Source organism: Shewanella putrefaciens (assembly GCF_016406305.1).
Taxonomy (GTDB): Bacteria; Pseudomonadota; Gammaproteobacteria; order Enterobacterales; family Shewanellaceae; genus Shewanella; species Shewanella putrefaciens_C.
This window is the reverse complement of sequence record NZ_CP066369.1, coordinates 2,633,677-2,653,863: the sequence shown is the minus strand read 5'-3', so window position 1 is coordinate 2,653,863 and position 20,187 is coordinate 2,633,677. Positions and strand designations below refer to the sequence as shown.

Below are 20,187 nucleotides of genomic sequence, written 5' to 3'. Positions count from 1 at the left end.
CACCGCGAGCGAGTTGAATAATTTAATTTGATGATTATATTGGATTTTATTGTGGTTTGTGATGGTGGGGTATCACTGCGCCGCCACTATCGCAGCTGACGCAGTTAAAAGCCGCTCTTGGGGTAAAGGCGCGGCCTATTCAATGATATTGAGCAAACCATCCTTGGCGAGTACGGCATCATAGGTTGGACGATTTAGGGCCTCAATTAATACCGGATCGCGCTGGTAAATATCGTTGTAGAACCTGAGTTTTCCTTCCCTGGTGCTGACTGTCCAATACATGATAAGGATATCCAGCGGCTCATCGAGGAAAATATTTTCAGTTTTACCCTCGGCGAGCTTTTCACTCAATGATGCCGGTGCCCAGTTGGCATTGGCGCTGAGGAGTTTATCGGCGAGCACCAGCGGATCTTTCACCCGAATACAACCATGACTAAAGGCTCTGTCCGTACGCTCAAATAGTTTTTTTGATGGAGTATCATGTAGATAGATTGCATATTGGTTTGGGAAGATAAATTTTACTTGGCCAAGTGAATTATCATTCCCGGGTTGCTGCACAAACCAATAGGGGAAGTTTTTTGCGCTCGTCGTTTGCCAGTCGATGTTATCAATATTAACTGGCGTGCCTGAGCCTTCGACCACATTGAAGTGTTTTTTCTTTAAATAATCTGGATCTTTCCTGACATGGCCGATGATTTCGGGAAAGATACTGCGTGGTACTGTCCAAGTGGGATTCACGACGAGGTATTTAAGTTTCGATTTAAACAGCGGCGTTTTAGTATCGACCTTTCCAATAATGATGTCGGTGCGCCAGCTCAGGGCGTTGTCCCTAAAGAGTAAGAGCTCGTAGCCCGCTAAGTTAACAATTAAATAGTTTTCTGTTAAGTCGGCCGATAGCCAACGGGCGCGCTCTAAGTTAATGCGAATTTGTTCCACTCGGCGTGTATAGGGCACATTCAGCGCCGCCATGGTTCCCGCACCAATGACGCCATCGGCTGTCAGGCTATGGTCGGTTTGAAAGCGCCTGATCCTATTTTCTAGCGCATTATCGTAGCTTGTGATTGCCGCGTTTTCGGTGGTGGTTTCATCGAGATAACCTAGCTCGGAAAGTCTTTTGCTTATATCGGCGAGGCTGGGGTGATTCGCCCCGGGTTTAATCACCTCAGTATAAGGGATCGCCTCGAAGGGATAACGCTTGGCGAGCTCTCGATAATGGGCTAGGTAGCGTTTTAATTCATGGTAGGGCGCAATATTCGGCGCAAGCCCCGCAATGGCATCTGCAACCGTATGTGACTGAATATGTTTCTCAAGCTGTTTTAAGGTGGTATCAAAATCGAGCTGGGTTTCGTCGTAATTCCAGGTTTTACCTAACATACTGGGGTTGATTTTGCCATTCAGCAAATGGATGGCATAGGTGATGATCCCATCGGTTAGCAGGATTTCAAATACTTTGCTCTGTTGTTCATCGCGCCAGTTTGTTGCTGTGAGTTGGCTATACAACTCCATGAGTCGTGGGTAATGGTAGTCTTCCTTCGCTAAGCCTTCATCATCGGCATTTTTGAGCACATCGAGCAGGGTGCCCGCATACTCTTTATCATTCCAGAGGGGCTCATACTGACGGACTTGATAGATCCGTGACACTAACTTGGCACTGATAATTTGAGTGTTATCAATTTTGGCCCTCTCGCCAATGGAAATGGGTTCGAGGAGTGCTTCAAGTTGTTGGGATGATGCCAGACTTGGGAATGCCAATAAGCTGCACAGCAAACATAGAGAAAGTTTGAACTGGTGGTATTTCGCCATAATACGTATTTCTTTCCGTGAAAAAATCCATTTAAGACATTAGATTAGGTGGATACTGCCGGTTCAGCAATAGCCATTTTGATTATTTGTTATTCCAATGCAACTAAAATGTGGCCGATAAATAGTCACCGGCTATATCCCTTAGTCTAATGGGGGAATAATGCGTTGCGGGTCATAATCATCCACGGGAAGGAAGGGGAGAATATCATCTATGCTGACATAGATGAGCGTCATGATGGGAGGCCTTATGACAGATGTCGCACAACAATTACATCAAGCATCGATAGACAATAAATCCGAATTTTGGCAACAAGCGGCCAGGGCTCTCGATTGGGTAACGCCCAGCAAACACATACTCGATGAAAGTCATGCACCATTTTATCGCTGGTTTAGTGATGGTGAATTAAACACTTGTTACAACGCCATCGACAGGCACATTTTAGCGGGGTGTGGAGAGCAGGCCGCTATCCATTATGTTAGCCCTGTGACTGAAACCGAATACAGTATTACCTATAACGAGCTGCTTGCGCAGGTATCTCGACTTGCCGGCTATTTAACCCGTATCGGGGTGACTCAGGGTGACCGAGTGGTGATTTACATGCCTATGGTGCCCGAAACCGTCTATGCCATGCTGGCCTGTGCCCGCATTGGCGCGATTCATTCGGTGGTTTTTGGTGGTTTTGCCGCCAATGAGTTAGCCACACGGATCAATGATGCTAAACCCAAATTGGTTATGTCGGCATCCTGCGGTATTGAGCCATCCGGGATTGTGCCTTACAAGCCTTTGTTAGATAGAGCATTGAATGAAGCAGAGCATAAAGTTAGCCATTGCTTGATTTTAAATCGACCTCAATATGAGGCGCAGATGCAAGCGGGGCGGGATAAGGATTGGCTATCCGCAGTCGTGGGGTGTGACAGCGCCCCTTGTGTCACCGTAAAGGCGACCGATCCGCTTTATGTGCTCTATACCTCGGGTACGACGGGGCAACCTAAAGGTGTCGTTAGGGATAATGGCGGCCATGCCGTGGCCTTGGCTTGGTCTATGACTCATATTTACGACATTGGCCGGGGCGATGTGTTTTGGGCCGCATCCGATGTGGGTTGGGTGGTGGGGCATTCATACATTGTCTATGGGCCCTTATTGGTTGGAGCGACCACTTTATTATACGAAGGCAAACCCGTTGGAACTCCAGACCCTGGCGCCTTTTGGCGTACGATAGCGAAATATAAAGTGAAGAGCTTCTTTACTGCGCCCACGGCTATCCGAGCCATTAAGCGTGAAGACCCTGATGCAGACTATGTTGAAGGTGTCGATCTCAGCTGCTTAAAAAACGTATTTTTAGCCGGGGAGCGCTGCGATCCCGATACCTTACATTGGGCCGAGGCCAAGTTAAATAAGCCCGTGATCGATCACTGGTGGCAAACGGAAACCGGCTGGCCAGTGGCCGCCAATTTAATGGGAACCGCGCCTATTGCCGTTAAGGCGGGATCGCCAGGCAGACCCGTTCCCGGGTATCAGGTCGATGTCGTCGATGAATTGGGTGAAAAAGTGGCCGCTAATGTATCGGGTAATGTGGTGATCAAATTGCCACTTCCTCCCGGTACTCTGACGACCCTCTGGCAGAATGATAAACGCTATCAAGAAAGTTATTTATCTATGTATCCTGGCTATTATCTCACGGGCGATGCGGGCTATATGGATGAGGACGGCTATTTGTACATTATGAGTCGTATCGATGACATCATTAATGTGGCGGGCCATAGATTATCGACGGGACGTTTTGAAGAGGTTCTGTGTCAACATCCCGATGTGGCCGAGGCTGCCGTGATTGGGGTTGATGATAAGCTCAAAGGCCAAGTTCCCTTAGGGTTAGTGGTGCTTAAAAAGGGCGTGACTATCAGCGATGAAGAGCTGCATAAACAGCTGATTAGTTTAGTGCGTCAAGAAATCGGCCCAGTCGCCTCCTTTAGATTGGTGAGCGCAATTCAAAAATTACCTAAAACTCGCTCGGGGAAAATCCTCCGTGGGACTATGCGTAAAATTGCCGATAACCAGCAATTTACGGCGCCAGCGACCATTGAAGATCCCCAAACCTTAGACTTAGTGCGCACGACCTTAACCCGCATGGGGTACGCCGATGCGTTAGTGTAATCGCTTGGGGCGCCTTTATATCAAAGCGATATATCAAACGTTAGATCAAAGCGTTAGATCAAAGCGATAGCCAAGACTACCGGGCTATCGCTTTTTTCTTGCCGATATTTGTCCGCAAAGATTGATACTCAATGGACAAATTTGCTAGGCTAGCCAACTCATCACCTGACTTTGGTTTTCAGTGCTTGGGTTTTCTTGAAACTCAAAACCAATAAGTGCAGAGGGTGAAATCTAGCGGCGTTTAGCACCTTTATCGGTTGCACTGAACGCCCATGATCACACGTCAAATGGCTTAGGGACGACCCTAAATACGCCTTATCTAACATGGGGACGACCCCTTTAATGGGAGTTCGCTATGAGCTGGTTTTTATTAGTGCTTGCAGGTCTTTTTGAAATTGGTTGGGCTATTGGCCTTAAATATACCGAAGGTTTTAGCCGTCTGTGGCCAAGTATCTTTACAGTATCGTCCATGGCGGTGAGTGTCTTGCTATTGGGGCTTGCTGTTAAACAATTACCTATAGGTACGGCCTACGGTGTGTGGGTGGGCATTGGCGCCATGGGAACGGCAATTGCCGGAATTATCCTGTTAGGTGAAGGTGTTAGCCTACTTAAAATGGTCAGTTTATTACTGATCCTATTGGGCGTTTTAGGGCTTAAGCTGGCTCACTAATTTACACATTTCGGCGTTAAGTGATTGGCTCTTTTGGTACAATCGAAATTGCCAATCCTATGTCTATGGTAATTAAGTTACAAAGATCGGTATAATTACCCCTCAAAATTGGTTAGTTCTAACCTCTGTGACCCGTGGGAATTATATAATGCAAAACCACAGCAATCTTAGTGATATCGGCGTCATTGGCCTTGGCGTTATGGGGAAAAACCTCGCGCTAAACATCGCAGATAATCAATATCACGTCAGTACGTTCGACCTCGATCCTGTTAAAGTCAATGGTGTTATACAGCAGGAAAAACAAGAGCGTATCGGACTCGAACCCCGTATTCTTGGCTGTGCTAATCTTACCGAAATGTTAGCCAGTCTCACAAAACCCCGCATTTTGGTGCTTTCTGTTCCCGCCGGCGCGCCCGTTGACGGTGTCTGTAATGCCTTGATTGCGGCGGGTATTGAAGCCGATGATATCGTAATAGATACAGGCAACAGCCTATGGACCGACACTGTTGAGCGTGAAGCGCGCTATCAAGGTCAGTTTGTATTTTTCAGCTCTGCGGTTTCGGGTGGTGAAGTGGGGGCGCGTTTTGGCCCTTCGCTGATGCCTAGCGGCAATATTGATGCGTGGCACCATGTTGCACCGATTTGGAAAGCGATTGCCGCTAAGGTCGATGCTAAAACTGGGCTACCTATCGAGCGCTTCGAGCCGGGTAACCCTGTGACAGAAGGCGAGCCATGCACGACTTATATTGGTCCTGCGGGTGCTGGCCATTATGTGAAGATGGTACATAACGGTATTGAATACGCCGATATGCAATTGATTTGCGAGGCGTATCAAATATTGCATGACGGTTTAGGCATGAGCGCAGCAGCAGTGGGCGAGGTGTTTGAACGCTGGAACAAAGGCAGTTTAAACAGCTATTTGATGGGGATCAGTAGCGAGGTATTAAAGCAGGCCGATCCCTTAACGGGCAAACCGCTGGTGGAAATGATCTTAGATAAAGCGGGCCAAAAGGGCACGGGTTTGTGGACAGCGGTCAGCAGTTTACAAATAGGTTGCCCAGCACCCACTATTGCCGAGGCTGTATATGCCCGGGCGGTGAGCACTCAAAAGTCCCTACGCTTGCAACTTAGCCAGAAATTAGCTGGGCCAAATTCAGCGATGATTGATGATGCGCAAAAAGCACAATTGATTGAAGCCCTTGAAAGCGCTTTATACTGTGCCAAGGTCTGTTGTTACGCCCAAGGTTTTCAGTTAATGGCGATGACGGCCCAGGAGCAAAAATGGCAGCTAGATTTTGCACAAATTGCAAAAATTTGGCGGGCGGGTTGTATTATTCGAGCCACTTTCTTGCAATCAATTACCCAAGCCTATCAAGCCAATGCCGAACTGAGCAATCTGTTGATGGCCGACAGTTTTGCAACGGCCCTATCTGAAAAGCAAGGTCAATGGCGCACGGCGGTTGCAGCAGCTGTGATGCAGGGGATTCCTGCACCCTGTATAAGCTCGGCTCTGGCCTATTACGACAGTTACCGCTGTGAAACCTTACCAGCAAACTTACTTCAAGGTCAGCGGGATTTTTTCGGAGCCCACACCTTTGAGCGAATCGATGCGCCAGCGGGTGAAAAATACCACTTAGATTGGAGTGCAAAAGAGCGTACTTTAACAAAGCTTTAATGCCCAGTAGATGTGAATATCTAAAAAGCCCTTCAATTTTTGAAGGGCTTTTTTTATGGCTGACATTTCGATGCATTTTTTAAAATTGATGTGTAGCGTCTTAGTCGATTTGGTTAATCAATAAACAATTGTTATTTACGGGTTTACATAATAATTGGTGAGTTAATAAGTGAGTATGATTTTAAATAATTATTCTATCAATTTATACATGGCGCAATTTATAGGCTGTTAAAATTTAATTTACAGTGTATTTATATATTTTAATACGGTGTTTCATTCTGTAAATAATTAACTGCATATCATGCTGTAATAACTTTTGTCGAAAATTGTAATGAATTATTTTCAACTTTTCATGCTTCAGAATTAGTTGAGGTCGGTGCTTTTTTGAAATGTGTGACGCTCGTTTAGTGTATTGTTTTTTATTTGTTTATTTACACTTTAACGTTTTTAGATTGGACAGTTTTTATTTTATTCATCACAGGTTGTTATTTAAAAAAATTGCACTATTCAGTTTATCGTATCGTTTACTTTTATTTTGACAAGGCTGTTACTTGTGTTAAAAGGTCTGCATCACGCTAACGTTGTATGTTAATTATCTTGGTGTGAAAAATAATTAAAATAACAGAATTTTGTGCGGAATAATTATGCTTTAGCCATAGTTATCTAGCACTCAATTATAAAATGTAATGACAAGAAGGAATGTCTATCATGCGTATGTCCATTGTTGCATTAAGCATCACGGCGGCCTTATTGGCTGGCTGTGGCAGTGATGATAAAAAAGCCCCGGCGCCTGAGCCAAAAGTGAATACGGCACCAACAACAGCGGATATGACTGTTGATGTGTCACAGTCGATGCTTTTTTCTGGAAAACTCGAGGCAACTGATGCTGAAGGTGGCTTGACTTATTCTTTAGTGGATCCCGCCGATCTTAAGCTGGGTATCTTTACACTAGTGAATAAAAACACGGGAGAATTTACCTATGCTTCCGATGCGAGTGAAGGCACTGAAGTCGTTCGATTTAAAGTGTCTGATGGCCAGTTACAGGCCGAAGCCAATCTGACCATCAACATTAAGCATGGCGATCCGCTGTTTACTTACCAATGGCATTTAAAAAACACCGGGCAGAATGCCTTTGCGGCGAACCGCGGTGTTGCCGGTGAAGATATGAATGTGAGTGGTGCGATTTCTGATCAAGCAATGGGACAAGGCGTGACCGTGGCTGTGGTGGATGATGGTTTAGAAATTGCTCATCCGGATCTGGTGAATAACACTGTCAATGGTAGTTCATACAATTTAATCACAGGTACTGTTGATCCAACGCCTTTCTCTGGTGAAGCCGCCCATGGTACTTCAGTGGGTGGGATTATTGCGGCCGAAGGCTGGAACGGTATCGGTGGCCGCGGTGTGGCGCCTAAGGCGAAGCTGATAGGTTTTAACTTCTTAGACCAAGACCCAACGGGTAAAGTGGCGAACGTACAAACGTTTGAAAACTTTGCAAAATCCCATGGTGCGAGTGCCTATAGTGATAGCGCCCGTGTCTTTAACCAAAGTTACGGTTATAGCTTGCCGTTTCCCCATGGTTTTGATGAGGACGAAACTGAGGTTTATCAGGATATTGCGACTCAAAGCTTTGATGGCAAAGGCAGTATTTTTGTCAAATCTGCGGGTAACGGTTATCAATACTACCGTTTCCGTACCTTCTGGTTACCGGGGGATTACTTCACTGCAACGGCGGATAAGCCGGCTAACTATGGGTTGCCATTCCATAACTCTAACATGTCGACTGACAATGCCAACGTCTATAACTTAGTCGTGAGCGCGATTAATGCTAAGGGTAAACTCTCTAGCTACTCATCAGTGGGCTCAAATATTTTTGTGACTGCGCCCGGCGGTGAGTACGGAGATGATGATCCAGCCATTGTGACGACGGATCGTATGGGTTGTGAAAATGGTTATGCGATTGCAGAAGACAGACCAAGCACGCCATTCCACGGTGGTTTAAACCCGTTAAACCCAAATTGTGATTACAACTCCACAATGAACGGCACTTCCTCCGCCGCGCCAAATACTTCAGGTGCTGTGGCTGTGATTATGAGTGCAAATCCCGATTTAACCTGGCGTGACGTTCGCCATGTGCTGGCAAAAACCTCAACCAAAGTGGATGCGGATATTGCGGCTAAAACAGTCACTATCGGTGAGGGTGAAGGCGCGCCTGTCTATACGGCGATTCCTGCTTGGCAACAAAACGCGGCAGGCTTCTCGTTCCATAACCTCTACGGTTTTGGCCGCGTGAATGTGAGTGAGGCAGTCAAATTGGCTAAATCCTATGCAGAGGATTTAGGTGAATACCTAGTGACAGAGTGGCAAGCAAGCCAAGAATTGGCAAAATCGATCCCCGATGCCGATATCAATGGTGTAACCGATACCCAAGTCGTGGCGGATGATTTGGTAATCGAAGCGGTGCAAATTCAGTTAACGGCCGATCATCTACGTCTTCCTGATGTTGCGGTAGAATTGATTTCGCCAGCGGGCACTAAGAGCGTGCTGATGACGCCCTATAACGGTCTCGTCTACCAAGGTGTGATGGATAAAAATAATCCTGAGGATCTTGTCACTGGTTTTGATGCAACCCCTATGTTATCGAATGCGTTTTATGGCGAGTCTTCAAAGGGGGAATGGACTATAAAACTCATCGATGTGAATAGCGGTGATTACTCCTTTATTAAGTTTGATAAAGGTCGTACACCCATTGCAATCCCGAACGAAGCCGATGGCAAGCTAAAAGGTTGGTCAATTCGTTTCCATGGCCATGCTGCCAAGTCTGCATCTTAAGGAGTATTAGATGAAAACATTAAATTTATCATTAATTGCAGTTGCACTTTCATTATCTGCACAAGCGATGGCCCATAGCAAAGTGGATTTCTCTGAGCCGCAATCCGAGTCTAAAGGAATGAGCCGCGCCGAGTTTTTGGGCACAGATATTCAGTATTACGTCAAAACTGAGACTGGCATTAAACAGGCTAAGCAATTGGTTAAAGGCCAAAAAGTCGTGACTCAGTCAGGTACGCCTTTTGCTGAAATGACGGGTAAATTAGTGGTCAAGTTAAAACCTGGTGTTTCTGCAACTGACTTTGCTAAGGCCCATGGATTGAAAGTTGATTGGCAAAATAACAACAACTTACTGCTCCTTGCGGCAGAAGAGGGCACAGATCTTATGGGTCTTATCCAATCGATTAAAGCCTCCCCCGAGGTCGAGCGTGCTAAGCTAGATCGCGCACTTGCTAAGCAAGAAATCCAATAAGCAATGCTGTGACAAGAGTTAAACAAAAGGGCCGAAAGGCCCTTTTCTTATTGTAGGGCCATAGATTTTGCGCGAAGTTAATTGATGTTTTATGCTAACTTTCGCTAAACATAGATCTTAAAGGCAAATTCAACGGAGTGATAATATGCAAGAAAATCCCATAAAATCTGCTGTTGCGACAAGTCAAAATGGTGTGGCACGGGCAGATGGAAAGCTGATTGTGACTAAAAAGCTAATCAGTTTTTCACCCTACAATAAAGCATTGGGGCTTGGTCCATACGAGTTTGAAAGAAGCGATATTGCTAAAGTTGAGCAATGTTGGGGCAAGGGGGGTGGCATTTTACCTATCACTTCGGACGCGATAAAAATTACCCTTGTGGATGGTCGCGTGTATCAATTTATTTTGGCGAATCCCCAGGAGTGGATAAGTCTGCTAAGTCATTAATCTGTTACCAGCCTGACAAGTGAGCAGGCTTAAGCCAGCAAAAAGTTTAGTGAAAAATGATATTAGTTACTGATTTTAAAGTATAAAACATTACCTAGTTCTTGTCGATTGGTTGCTATATTTGTGTAGCCGCAAGCTGCACTAAGTTTTCCCACAGCGCCTGCGCGACAGGGCCTAGAGGGGAGTGGGGGAGTCGCATCACATAGTAATCGAGTTGGATCAGGTTTTGCCTTTCCCGCAGTTCAAGCGGTTGTAAGCTTCCATCGGCGAGAGCATCTTCAACCAGATAGTGAGGTAGTTTTCCCCAGCCCATCCCACCTTGGATCAGCATTTTCTTCGTATAAAAATCATTTACATACCAACGGCGCTGCCCAGCTTGAACCCCAAATTCAATATTGGCGGTTCCCGTCCCTGTATCTTGGATCACAATTTGGTACTCGTTCACTAACTCCCGTACATGGCTTAGGTTGGGATAACGGCCGAGTAAGCGGGGTGAGGCGACATCCAATAGACTTCCCGAAAATAAATAGCCAAGTTCAAAATGGCTCGAGTGCATCGGCTCAATGCCGCCAGCGGAAATCGCAATGTCGGCTTTGCCTCGAGTTAAGGCTTCGAGTGCGCCCGTTAAATACTCTTGTTTAAGAATAATTTGCGTATGTGGAAACTCATTTTGTGTCCGCTCCAGAATGGGTAAGATGCGGGCAAGATTAAAGGAGGCCTCAAAGGCTAAGGTGATACTGGCTTCGTTACCTTTGGCTAAATGTTTGGCGACTTGGCGCATTTCCTGCGCTTCGTTGAGTACGCGCTGGGCGTATTGCAGTAATTTGTGCCCTTCTTGGGTCAGTGCTAACCGATAACCTTGGCGGTCGAATAAGACTATATCTAGTTGAGATTCAAGCTGTTTAATGCTTTGGCTAATTGCGGGTTGTGTCTTATGTAACTTGTCACTGGCCGCTTTTAGGGAGCCGGCAAGTGCAAGAGTATTAAACATTAACAGTTGTTCTAAGGTCACGGCAAAGCCCCTAAACAAATAAAGAATTATTTTAGGAGATGTTAGATATTATTCCATATTTATTTATTTTTTAGGGGCTCATAATTCCGCCATATAGCAGTAGTGTGCTTTTTATGAGGCGTACTACAAGGTGTTTTTAGGTGCAATCTAATGAGCCGTTAAGGTCGATATTGCATCGAACTCGCTCAACATCATGGGGGGAATATGGCGATAAATCAGTTATGTTTAGTGAAAGGCAACGGCAAAAATGCGGCCGATACCGATCCTCAACTGCTTTTTGTCTGTGCAAAGACCTTAAATCGCGCGGCGGTTGCGGTGACGCTGGCGATGAGCATAGTGTTTTTATGTTCGGGGATGGGCAAATTGCTCAGCGTGCCATTTTTCCATGTGCCTTTTACCTTGATGAACTTACCGACGGGTTTTGGTTACTTTATTGGCGTCATCGAAGTGGTCGGCGCCATTGGCATAGGTTGGCGTGAATATCGAGTATGGTCGGCAACGGCATTGCTGTCGGTGATGATGGGCGCGATTTATTACCACTTTAACTATGAAACCACCTTTAGTGCTTTGCCTGCATTATCTTTATCAGCCCTGTTGTTTTTAACCATCAAATTAGATGAAAGTGTCGATAGATTAGTGCGCTTTCAACGTCAATTGATTGAGATGAAAGCGATTTTCTAACCTGGGCTCCAAATAACCCCAAGGTTAATCAGTGACAACCAAGAGTTTTATCAAGAGATGGTTACTATGACGCACGCGAATGACAGCCTGATGCCGGTATTATTTGTTCCCCATGGCGGTGGGCCTTTGCCGCTACTCAATGATGCTAAGCATCAAGAGTTAGGTGCATTTTTATCCTCAATTGCGGCAAAAATCCCAACACCCAAAGCCATTGTATTGATCACCGCCCATTGGGAAGAGGCGCAGGTTACGCTGTCGAGTCATCCCCATCCTGGCATGTTATTTGACTATTATGGGTTTCCTCCTGAGGCTTATACCCTCAGTTATCCCGCGCCCGGCGAGCCAGCACTTGCCGAAAGGATTGCCCGCTTATTAAAGGCAAATGGAATAGCGGTAAAACTCGATAATCAGCGTGCCTTCGACCACGGCACTTTTGTGCCGCTTAAGCTGATGTATCCACAAGCCAATATCCCTGTGGTGCAAATGTCATTAGTGCAACATCTTGATCCTAGTGCCCATATTGCGATTGGTGAGGCGCTCTCGCCACTACGGGAACAGGGTGTGTTAATGGTGGGGTCGGGGATGTCGTTTCACAATATGCGAGCGTTTTTCTCAAGCGATCCTCAAGTGTTACCCCGTAGCCAAGCGTTTGATGGCTGGTTAACCCAAGTGCTGACATCGGAAGTTAAGCATGCAAAATCGCAGTTAATTGATTGGCAATCGGCACCTGAGGCGCGTTTTAGTCATCCACGGGAAGAGCATTTATTGCCTTTGCATGTGTGTTTTGGCGCGGCGAGTACTCATTCGCCCCAAGCAACACAAGCGTTTAGTGGCGTGTTATTCAATACGGCGATATCGGGTTATCTCTGGCAATAATATGCTGAAAAAACTCGTTATTTCCTTATTCAAATAAAAAGGTTCGTATAAAAATACGAACCTTTTTATTGTCGATGGCTTTAACGATTACGCAGTAAAGACTAAACCCACACTAAACAGGGTGCTGAAAATCATCGTGAGTTTGGCGGTGCGCCCAAGGAGTGGATTTAAGGCTTCACCCGAGACAGCATAGAAATCACTGCTGAGTTTGCGGGCGATAAGCAGCGATAAGCCGGCGAGTAGCACAGGTAACCCCGGCAAAATACCCAATAAAAAGCCGGCGATCACTAAACCAAAGGGCAAGTAAATTAAGGCTTGATACAGCACTTTCGCCTGAGCTTCGCCTATTCTCACAGCTAGGGTATGTTTGCCCGCTTGGGTGTCGGTACGAATGTCTCGAGTGTTATTCACTAGCATAATCGCGGCATTAAATAGCCCAATCGCACAGCCTAATAACCAGGCATTGATGGTGGTATCGCCTGCCTGTAGATAATAACTACCCACCACGGCAACTAAGCCGAAAAAGATAAAGGCAGCGACTTCACCTAAGCCATGGGAGGCGAGTGGATAGGGGCCGCCACTGTAACCCAGCGCCCCTAAAATAGCGGCCGCAGCGAGAATCGCGATGGGCCAGCCACCGTGCCAAATCAAATAAGAGCCTACTGCCAGCGCCATTAGCAGGCAAAAAACCATGGCGTTACGCACTTTGTTCGGCGGGATCATGCCACTTTGGCTGACGCGCACAGGGCCGATGCGTTCGGCGGTATCTATGCCATTTTTAAAATCAAAGTAGTCGTTGGCAAGATTGACCGCAATCTGCAATAAAATCGCACATAACATAGAGGTTGCGGCGATTAACCAACTGAAACGATCAAGGTGTAAGGCAAGAATATTACCGATTAATAGGGGACCAATAGCCGCAGGTAAGGTGCGGGGTCTTATGGCTAAAATCCAAGGATTCATGGTGTCCAGTCGTTATTAAGGAAAAGAAAAGGGTATTGAACAGCGTCATAGCATAACAAGATTTAATGGGAAAGTGAGCACTATCTAATAAACGCATGTAATAGAGTTTGAATTGGCGCACATATGTTTATCTTTGTGGGTTGAGATTTGTCGTCAAGTTCAAAGAAAAGCATCAATGTCTGTGTTTTTATAGCGACATATGGATGGGTTTGCTTGGAATGTCATGCAGTTGTGGCTATGGCTAAGCGCGCCAGAGTGCAGGGCTATACGGGCTTAGCATCATACCAATAAGGATACCTTCGGATGCGTTTCGATAACGTTGTGGCACTGATCACGGGGGCGGGCTCAGGTCTTGGTCGAGCCTATGCCATTATGCTGGCTGAGCGGGGCGCAAGGGTGGTGCTGATTGACCGGCCTGTATCGGATAACAGCAATGCGAATCTAACCCAAACCTCTGACAGTATTATAAAACTGGGGTGTGACTGCCTTTCATATATTTTAGATGTAAGTCAGCTGTCCGAGGTAAACGCTATGGTGGCCGATGTCGTTAGGCGTTGGCAGCGTATCGATATATTGATCAATAACGCAGGTATTTATGGTGAGTGTCAGTTCGAGCATATCACCCCGGCAATGTGGCAGCGTCAGTTTGATGTGGATGTGAATGGCAGTTTTTATTTAACCCAAGCCGTATGGCCCTTGATGAAAGCGCAGGAATATGGGCGCATTATGATGACTACGGGAGCTTCGGCGCTGTTTGGCGATCTGCATCAAGTGGGTTTTAGCGCGGCAAAAATGGCGCTGGTGGGCATGGTCAATAGCCTTGCCCTTGAGGGTGAGCAGTACAATATTTACGTCAATAGCCTTTGCCCTCAAGCGGTAACCGCTATGACGACAAAGCATTTAGCCAGCGCAATTCAGCCTTTATTTTCCTTTGAGACGTTAACGGCGACAACGGCATTTTTAGTGAGCCCATCGGCGCCCAATGGCCAACATATTTTGGCGGGGGCAGGCAGTGTCAGTCATGGCATGTTTGCCGAATTTCAACCTCTGTATTTTAGTGAGGGCTTATGCACGCCCGATAAACTAGTGCAATATTGGCCCGAGCTTTATCAGGCGTTCCCTGTAAGTTTACATTCCAGTGGCGAGGATAAAGTGCTGGCATGGTCAAGGCAGAGCGCCCTAGAGCATCATATTAAAATCGATTAAGTCCTAAGGGGGCATAACGGTTTAGGGCGAGTTGCAGCATAATGAACTCAATACTGGTCAGCCCTAGTCGAACTGAGTTACTCTTTAGCATTATTTGCTAATTATTCAGTAGGATCCCATGAGTCAGGTATTAGACGATCTTCTATCATTACTATCCCTTGAGCAAATTGAAATTGGGCTATTTCGTGGTCAGAGCCAAGATCTGGGCTTTGGGCATGTATTTGGTGGCCAAGTCATGGGGCAAGCTTTAAGTGCGGCAAAGCAAACCGTGCCCGTGGAGCGCAAAGTGCATTCTTTGCACTCGTATTTTTTACGGGCCGGGGATGAAAAATTGCCCATAGTGTATGAAGTGGAAAATATGCGCGATGGGGGCAGTTTTAGCGCTAGGCGGGTGAGCGCGATTCAAAAGGGGCGGCCCATTTTCCATATGACCTGCTCCTTCCAAGAGCCAGAGGACGGCTTTAGCCATCAGGCCACTATGCCACAAGTTCCTGGACCCGAGGGATTGTTAAACCAGCAGGAGTTGGCGATGACAATGCGGGATAAAGTGCCAGCCAAGATGCTTGAAAAGTTTATGGCCGATGCCCCCATTGAAATGCGTTTAGTGAACCCACTTCATCCCTTCGCGCCTAAAGAAACTGAGCCCTATCGCTATGTTTGGTTTAGGGCAAATGGCCCAATGCCCAGTGACGCGCATATCCATGAATACCTGCTGGCCTATGCTTCTGATTTCAATTTTTTAGTGACAGCCGCACAGCCCCATGGGATTTCATTTTTAAGCCCAGGGGTGAGGATGGCGACGATAGATCATGCGATGTGGTTCCATCGTCCTATCAATATGGGAGAATGGCTGCTCTACAGCATTGATAGCCCCAATGCCAGTGGTGGCCGCGGTTATGTCAGGGGGCAATTTTTTAATCAACAGGGTGAATTAGTGGCTTCTTCTACCCAAGAAGGTCTTATTCGAATGGTAAAAGGAAATTAATATGTTGATGAAAATTAAATCGTTTATCGTATTTTCATTACTGGCTTTATTCGTGAGTGGTTGCGTGACAGTCGAGCCGGAACCGCCCGTTATCATCAATGGGGCGGCAGGTTATTTAGAGAAGATTCTCTTGCCACAGGGCTGTGAAATTACCATTGCAATCATTGATTTGAATACGCCCGGCGTGATTGTGGCGCAAAAGACATTCAATATTGCCCGTGCTCCGGTGCCATTTAAGTTTTCTTTGCCGGCCCAATCCATTGATAAAAGTATTCAGTATGGTGTTGTCGCTATGATCAAATTCCAAGATCAAGTGATCTTCCAAACCTATGATCGTTTCCCTGTGATTAACAACGGTAAATTTACGACCGAAGTGTTAATGAAAGCTGTGATGGCGAAACCATAGGGTGCCTAGTCCTGAAATAAGGACATAAGATTTAGCCGTGATAAAGCCCCTTTAGGTTTAAAGGGGCTTTTTTATATCTGTTTTTAGTTAGCGGTTTTTCATTAAGAATTCAACAAAGGCCCGATCGGCTTGACTCACGGGCCGCTGTTTTTTCCAGGCGATATGCAAATTCAGAAACACCGGCGGATCTAAGGGCTTTGCCAGAATATCGTCCTTAGGGCTTATGGCCATTTCAAGTACGCTGGTAATTCCAAACCCTTGGGAAACAATCTGTTTGATTAAATTTATTAGATTGGTTTCAAAGGCAATATTGGGCTTCTTACCGAGTTCCTTCGCTTGGGACAGTATCCACTCACGGTGGAAATAGCCGGTCTTAAACATTACTAATTCATGGTCAAAAAAGTCATTGAGACTGACGGCGCTATATTCGGCTAGGGGGTGTTCGGCGCCCATAGCTATCACCATTTGTTCGCGGATCAACAGCTGGCTATCAAATTCGGGCTGTAGATCTTGGGCGGTAATGATCGCAATATCCACTTCTTCCCGTTGCAGCATTCGCAATGCATCGCGGGTGCCGCCCTCAAACAGGGAGAGTTTTAACTCCGGATACTGATGACGAAAGGCCATCAAGCGTGACGGCAGATAGAAGGAACCTAACATGCCCGGCACGGCGATACGCACTTCCCCCGAGGTGAGATTCGCCATGGCACGGATCTGCGCCTCGGCCTGTTTTATCTGTTTGAGAATTAAGGTGGCATGTTGATGCAATACCAAACCCTCCGCCGTGAGGGCGAGTAATTTGTCATTTTTATTGCTGGTACGGTTAATTAAGGTGACCCCGAGGGATTGCTCGAGCCGCTTGATACTCTGGCTGAGTGCGGGTTGCGCCATATTGAGCTTTTTGGCCGCAGCGGTAAAACTGCCTGTACTGGCGAGGGCGTCTAAGTGCTTGAGTTGGCGTATATCCATTGAGTTAGCCCATACTTTGGTATTGAAGGATTTACCTATAACAAAAATCAATAATTTCGATATAAATTATCTATTATTGTTATGTTATGCCCAGTGATAACCTTTGTCTATTCCATGATTGATGCGTTATTGAGGCCAGAGTGCAAGCCGTGTTAGACACTATTATTGACAGTAAGCAACGAGATACTCGTTTGATGTGGGCTCTGTGCGCCGCCTCCGTTGTGGTGTATATCAATTTGTATTTAATGCAGGGGATGTTGCCCTTAATCGCAGAGCATTTTTCCGTATCAGGCTCGCGGGCAACGCTTATCCTGTCGGTGACCAGTTTTTCGTTAGCATTTTCATTGCTGATCTATGCTGTGGTTTCTGACCGCATTGGCCGCCATCGCCCGATTGTGGTGAGTTTATGGTTGCTTGCAATATCGAATTTATTGCTGATCTGGGCGCCCGACTTTAATGGCTTGATCTGGGTGCGTTTCCTCCAAGGTGTGTTGCTGGCGGCCGTACCTGCGATTGCAATGGCCTATTTTAAAGAGCAATTATCCCCGAGCACTATGCTTAAAGCTGCGGGGATTTACATTATGGCGAACAGTATCGGCGGCATTGCAGGGCGTTTATTGGGCGGGGTGATGTCGCAGTTTTTCTCATGGCAGGAATCCATGTGGTTACTGTTTTTAATCACTTTAGCGGGCGTCGCACTGACGAGTTATTTACTGCCTTCGGGGGCGGATGCTAATGCGGTATCGCACCTGCAGTCTGAACCTAAATCCCCCTCGAAGCGGGTGCGATTAATGCAAGATTTCCATGGTTTTAGCCATCATTTGACCGATCCCCAGATGCGCTTAGTCTATGCTATCGGTGGCCTCACATTTATGATGATGGTGAATCAATTTAGTTTTATTCAATTGCATTTAATGGCCGCGCCCTATGAGTGGAGCCGATTTCAGGCAACCTTGATTTTTCTGTGTTATTCCAGTGGGACTGTTGCTTCGTATTTTTCCGCCAAATGGCTAGCAAAATTTGGCCAGCACCAGTTATATCAATGGTCTTGGTGCCTGATGTTATTGGGCAGTTTATTGACCCTGTTCGATACCACCTTTACGATTTGCATTGGCTTTTTGATGACGGCCTGTGGTTTCTTCTTAACCCATAGTTGTTGTAACTCCTTTGTGGCGATGCGGGCCAGTCGAGATCGTGCGAAGGCTACGTCACTCTACTTATGCTGTTATTATTTAGGTGCCGCTTTAGGCGGGCCCTACTTAATGCTGTTTTGGCATGGGGCAGAGTGGCAAGGAGTGGTGATGGGATCGTTAACTTTGCTCGCCTTGATTGCCTTAGGAATAACCCGTTTGCATTATCATCAGACACAAAATCATCGGGCGCTTGTTTAGCCCTTGACCTCGATACCGATTGATGACTATAAAAGCAAAGGCCAACAACTGAGTGTTGGCCTTTGCTTTTGCAATACATAGGGTAAACCAAAGCTATGACACAAGCCAAGTTCGTAGAGGGCTCGATACTTCGCCATATTCTTGTGATGAGTTCGACCTCGGCGGTGGGCATTTCTGCCCTATTTGTGGTTGATCTCCTTGATATCTTTTTCTTAAGTTTATTGGGTGAACATGAGCTTGCCGCTGCGGTTGGCTATGCGGGGAGCATTTCTTTTTTTACCACCTCGATAGGTATTGGCTTATCCATCGCCCTTGGCGCACTCGTATCCCGCTCCGTTGGGGCAAAGGATCTGGTGCTCGCCAAACGTTTATTACTCAATAGCGCTGTGGTCACCAGCTTAATTAGTATTACCGTCAGTATCTTAGTTACCAGCTTTATCCCTGAGTTGGTTGCACTTGTGGGGGCCAGCGGCCATACGGCGGAGCTGGCCGAAAGTTATTTGTATATTTTGGTCCCTTCATTACCTTTTATCTGCCTAGCCATGGCCCTTGGTGGTGCGCTACGCGCCGTTGGGGATGCCAAGTTATCTATGCTGTCGACCCTCGCGGGAGGGGGCGTGAATGCCGTGCTCGACCCGATTTTTATCTTCCTGTTTGCGATGGGGATTGAAGGCGCGGCACTGGCCTCGGTATTGGCTCGGATTGCGGTATTCATTATCGCTGCCCGTGGCATAGTGGTAAAACATCGGCTCTTAGGGCAATTCGACTTGTCCCATTTTCGCGCCGATCTCAAGCCCATTTTTGCCATCGCCGGCCCCGCGATGCTGACTAACATTGCAACCCCTATCGGCAATGCGTTTGTGACTCGGGCGATTGCCGATTTTGGTGACGCCTATGTAGCGGGCTGGGCCGTGCTAGGTCGACTGATCCCCGTGGCCTTTGGAATGATTTTCGCGTTGTCGGGGGCAATAGGGCCAATTGTAGGGCAGAACTTTGGGGCGGGGCAGTTTGAGCGGGTGCGGGAGAGTCTGACTAAGGCTATTCAGTTCTGTACCTTGTATATTGTGGTGATGTCTTTGATATTGTTTTTCTTAAAATCACAGCTAGTCAGCGTATTTGATATGAAGGGCGACAGTGCGGCATTGATCGAGTTTTTCTGCAGCTATATCGCGGTTTTCTTCACCTTTTCTGGCATTTTATTCGTGGCAAACGCTTCGTTTAATAATCTGGGCAAAGCGAAATATTCGACCCTTTTCAATGTGGGTAAAGCAACCCTAGGGACAGTTCCCTTTGTGTATTTTGGGGGGCTTTTGGGCGGTGTATACGGTGTACTCATAGGCCAAGTAGTAGGTTCAATTCTATTTGGTGTGCTAGGAGTATGGGTGGCCTACCGTTTAGTCGACAAAGTGGCTGCGCAGGCACAGCTCGCGTCTATGTCGATTCCTGTAGCGATGAGCCTTGCCCCTAATAGTGCAGTGCTCAATGAAGGGGAAGAAATAGCCAACTGCGTTGCACAACATCTACCGAGCGCGACCAATCCACTTTCCTCATCCTGCGCGCAGATGGCACAATTAACAGAAGAGCAGGAAAGTGAGTCCGTATTACCTATACCCTACGATGGCGGCAAACCCTAACGGGATTTTGAGCCAAGA

The 20,187-nt window shown here is 46.7% G+C and carries 17 protein-coding genes; 13 read left to right on the top strand and 4 right to left on the bottom strand.

Features of this window, described 5'->3' with window-relative positions:
* Positions 1 to 135: 135 nt before the first annotated feature.
* Positions 136 to 1,803: a L,D-transpeptidase family protein gene (locus JFT56_RS11470; RefSeq protein WP_198780238.1), complete on the bottom strand. Its 1,668-nt coding sequence runs from the start codon at positions 1,801 to 1,803 to the stop codon at positions 136 to 138.
* Between the two features lie 247 nt (positions 1,804 to 2,050).
* Between JFT56_RS11470 and JFT56_RS11465 the strand changes: the two genes are divergently transcribed.
* From JFT56_RS11465 to JFT56_RS11440, 6 genes are all read left to right on the top strand, one after another.
* Positions 2,051 to 3,955: a propionyl-CoA synthetase gene (locus JFT56_RS11465; protein WP_198780237.1), complete on the top strand. Its 1,905-nt coding sequence runs from the start codon at positions 2,051 to 2,053 to the stop codon at positions 3,953 to 3,955.
* Positions 3,956 to 4,310: 355 nt separating this feature from the next.
* On the top strand, positions 4,311 to 4,625 hold the full coding sequence (gene sugE / locus JFT56_RS11460; protein WP_198780236.1) for a quaternary ammonium compound efflux SMR transporter SugE: 315 nt from the start codon (positions 4,311 to 4,313) through the stop codon (positions 4,623 to 4,625).
* A gap of 148 nt (positions 4,626 to 4,773) precedes the next feature.
* Positions 4,774 to 6,300 (top strand): NADP-dependent phosphogluconate dehydrogenase, encoded by a 1,527-nt coding sequence (gndA, locus tag JFT56_RS11455; RefSeq protein ID WP_198780235.1) that lies wholly within the window; start codon positions 4,774 to 4,776, stop codon positions 6,298 to 6,300.
* A 708-nt stretch (positions 6,301 to 7,008) separates the two neighbouring features.
* The gene (locus tag JFT56_RS11450) at positions 7,009 to 9,132 is read left to right on the top strand and encodes a S8 family serine peptidase (RefSeq protein ID WP_198780234.1); all 2,124 of its coding nucleotides are present in this window, start codon (positions 7,009 to 7,011) and stop codon (positions 9,130 to 9,132) included.
* 10 nt (positions 9,133 to 9,142) lie between these two features.
* A complete protein-coding gene (locus tag JFT56_RS11445; protein ID WP_198780233.1) occupies positions 9,143 to 9,601 on the top strand; it encodes a hypothetical protein in 459 nt (152 codons plus the stop codon).
* Positions 9,602 to 9,746: 145 nt separating this feature from the next.
* Complete coding sequence (locus JFT56_RS11440) at positions 9,747 to 10,046, top strand: hypothetical protein (protein WP_198780232.1); 300 nt, start codon at positions 9,747 to 9,749, stop codon at positions 10,044 to 10,046.
* Between the two features lie 115 nt (positions 10,047 to 10,161).
* Here the strand turns inward: JFT56_RS11440 and JFT56_RS11435 are convergent, their stop codons facing one another.
* A complete protein-coding gene (locus JFT56_RS11435) occupies positions 10,162 to 11,058 on the bottom strand; it encodes a LysR family transcriptional regulator (protein WP_198780231.1) in 897 nt (298 codons plus the stop codon).
* Between the two features lie 204 nt (positions 11,059 to 11,262).
* On the opposite strand from JFT56_RS11435, the gene JFT56_RS11430 reads away from it, so the two are divergent.
* Complete coding sequence (locus tag JFT56_RS11430) at positions 11,263 to 11,739, top strand: DoxX family protein (protein ID WP_198780230.1); 477 nt, start codon at positions 11,263 to 11,265, stop codon at positions 11,737 to 11,739.
* Positions 11,740 to 11,805: 66 nt separating this feature from the next.
* Positions 11,806 to 12,615: a DODA-type extradiol aromatic ring-opening family dioxygenase gene (locus JFT56_RS11425; RefSeq protein WP_198780229.1), complete on the top strand. Its 810-nt coding sequence runs from the start codon at positions 11,806 to 11,808 to the stop codon at positions 12,613 to 12,615.
* Between the two features lie 87 nt (positions 12,616 to 12,702).
* Here the strand turns inward: JFT56_RS11425 and JFT56_RS11420 are convergent, their stop codons facing one another.
* Complete coding sequence (locus JFT56_RS11420; RefSeq protein WP_198780228.1) at positions 12,703 to 13,578, bottom strand: 1,4-dihydroxy-2-naphthoate polyprenyltransferase; 876 nt, start codon at positions 13,576 to 13,578, stop codon at positions 12,703 to 12,705.
* 303 nt (positions 13,579 to 13,881) lie between these two features.
* On the opposite strand from JFT56_RS11420, the gene JFT56_RS11415 reads away from it, so the two are divergent.
* The 3 genes from JFT56_RS11415 (at position 13,882) to JFT56_RS11405 (ending at position 16,175) form a co-directional block, all read left to right on the top strand.
* Positions 13,882 to 14,784: an SDR family NAD(P)-dependent oxidoreductase gene (locus JFT56_RS11415; protein ID WP_198780227.1), complete on the top strand. Its 903-nt coding sequence runs from the start codon at positions 13,882 to 13,884 to the stop codon at positions 14,782 to 14,784.
* Positions 14,785 to 14,902: 118 nt separating this feature from the next.
* Entirely contained in the window at positions 14,903 to 15,769 is an 867-nt protein-coding gene (gene tesB, locus JFT56_RS11410) for an acyl-CoA thioesterase II (RefSeq protein ID WP_198780226.1), read from the top strand.
* 1 nt (position 15,770) lies between these two features.
* On the top strand, positions 15,771 to 16,175 hold the full coding sequence (locus JFT56_RS11405) for a YbaY family lipoprotein (protein ID WP_198780225.1): 405 nt from the start codon (positions 15,771 to 15,773) through the stop codon (positions 16,173 to 16,175).
* 87 nt (positions 16,176 to 16,262) lie between these two features.
* On the opposite strand, the gene JFT56_RS11400 is transcribed toward JFT56_RS11405, so the two are convergent.
* Positions 16,263 to 17,144 (bottom strand): LysR family transcriptional regulator, encoded by an 882-nt coding sequence (locus tag JFT56_RS11400; RefSeq protein WP_198780224.1) that lies wholly within the window; start codon positions 17,142 to 17,144, stop codon positions 16,263 to 16,265.
* Positions 17,145 to 17,284: 140 nt separating this feature from the next.
* Here JFT56_RS11400 and JFT56_RS11395 point away from each other — a divergent pair, with 140 nt between their 5' ends.
* Positions 17,285 to 18,535 (top strand): MFS transporter, encoded by a 1,251-nt coding sequence (locus JFT56_RS11395; protein ID WP_198780223.1) that lies wholly within the window; start codon positions 17,285 to 17,287, stop codon positions 18,533 to 18,535.
* Positions 18,536 to 18,630: 95 nt separating this feature from the next.
* A complete protein-coding gene (locus JFT56_RS11390) occupies positions 18,631 to 20,169 on the top strand; it encodes an MATE family efflux transporter (RefSeq protein ID WP_198780222.1) in 1,539 nt (512 codons plus the stop codon).
* Positions 20,170 to 20,187: the final 18 nt, after the last annotated feature.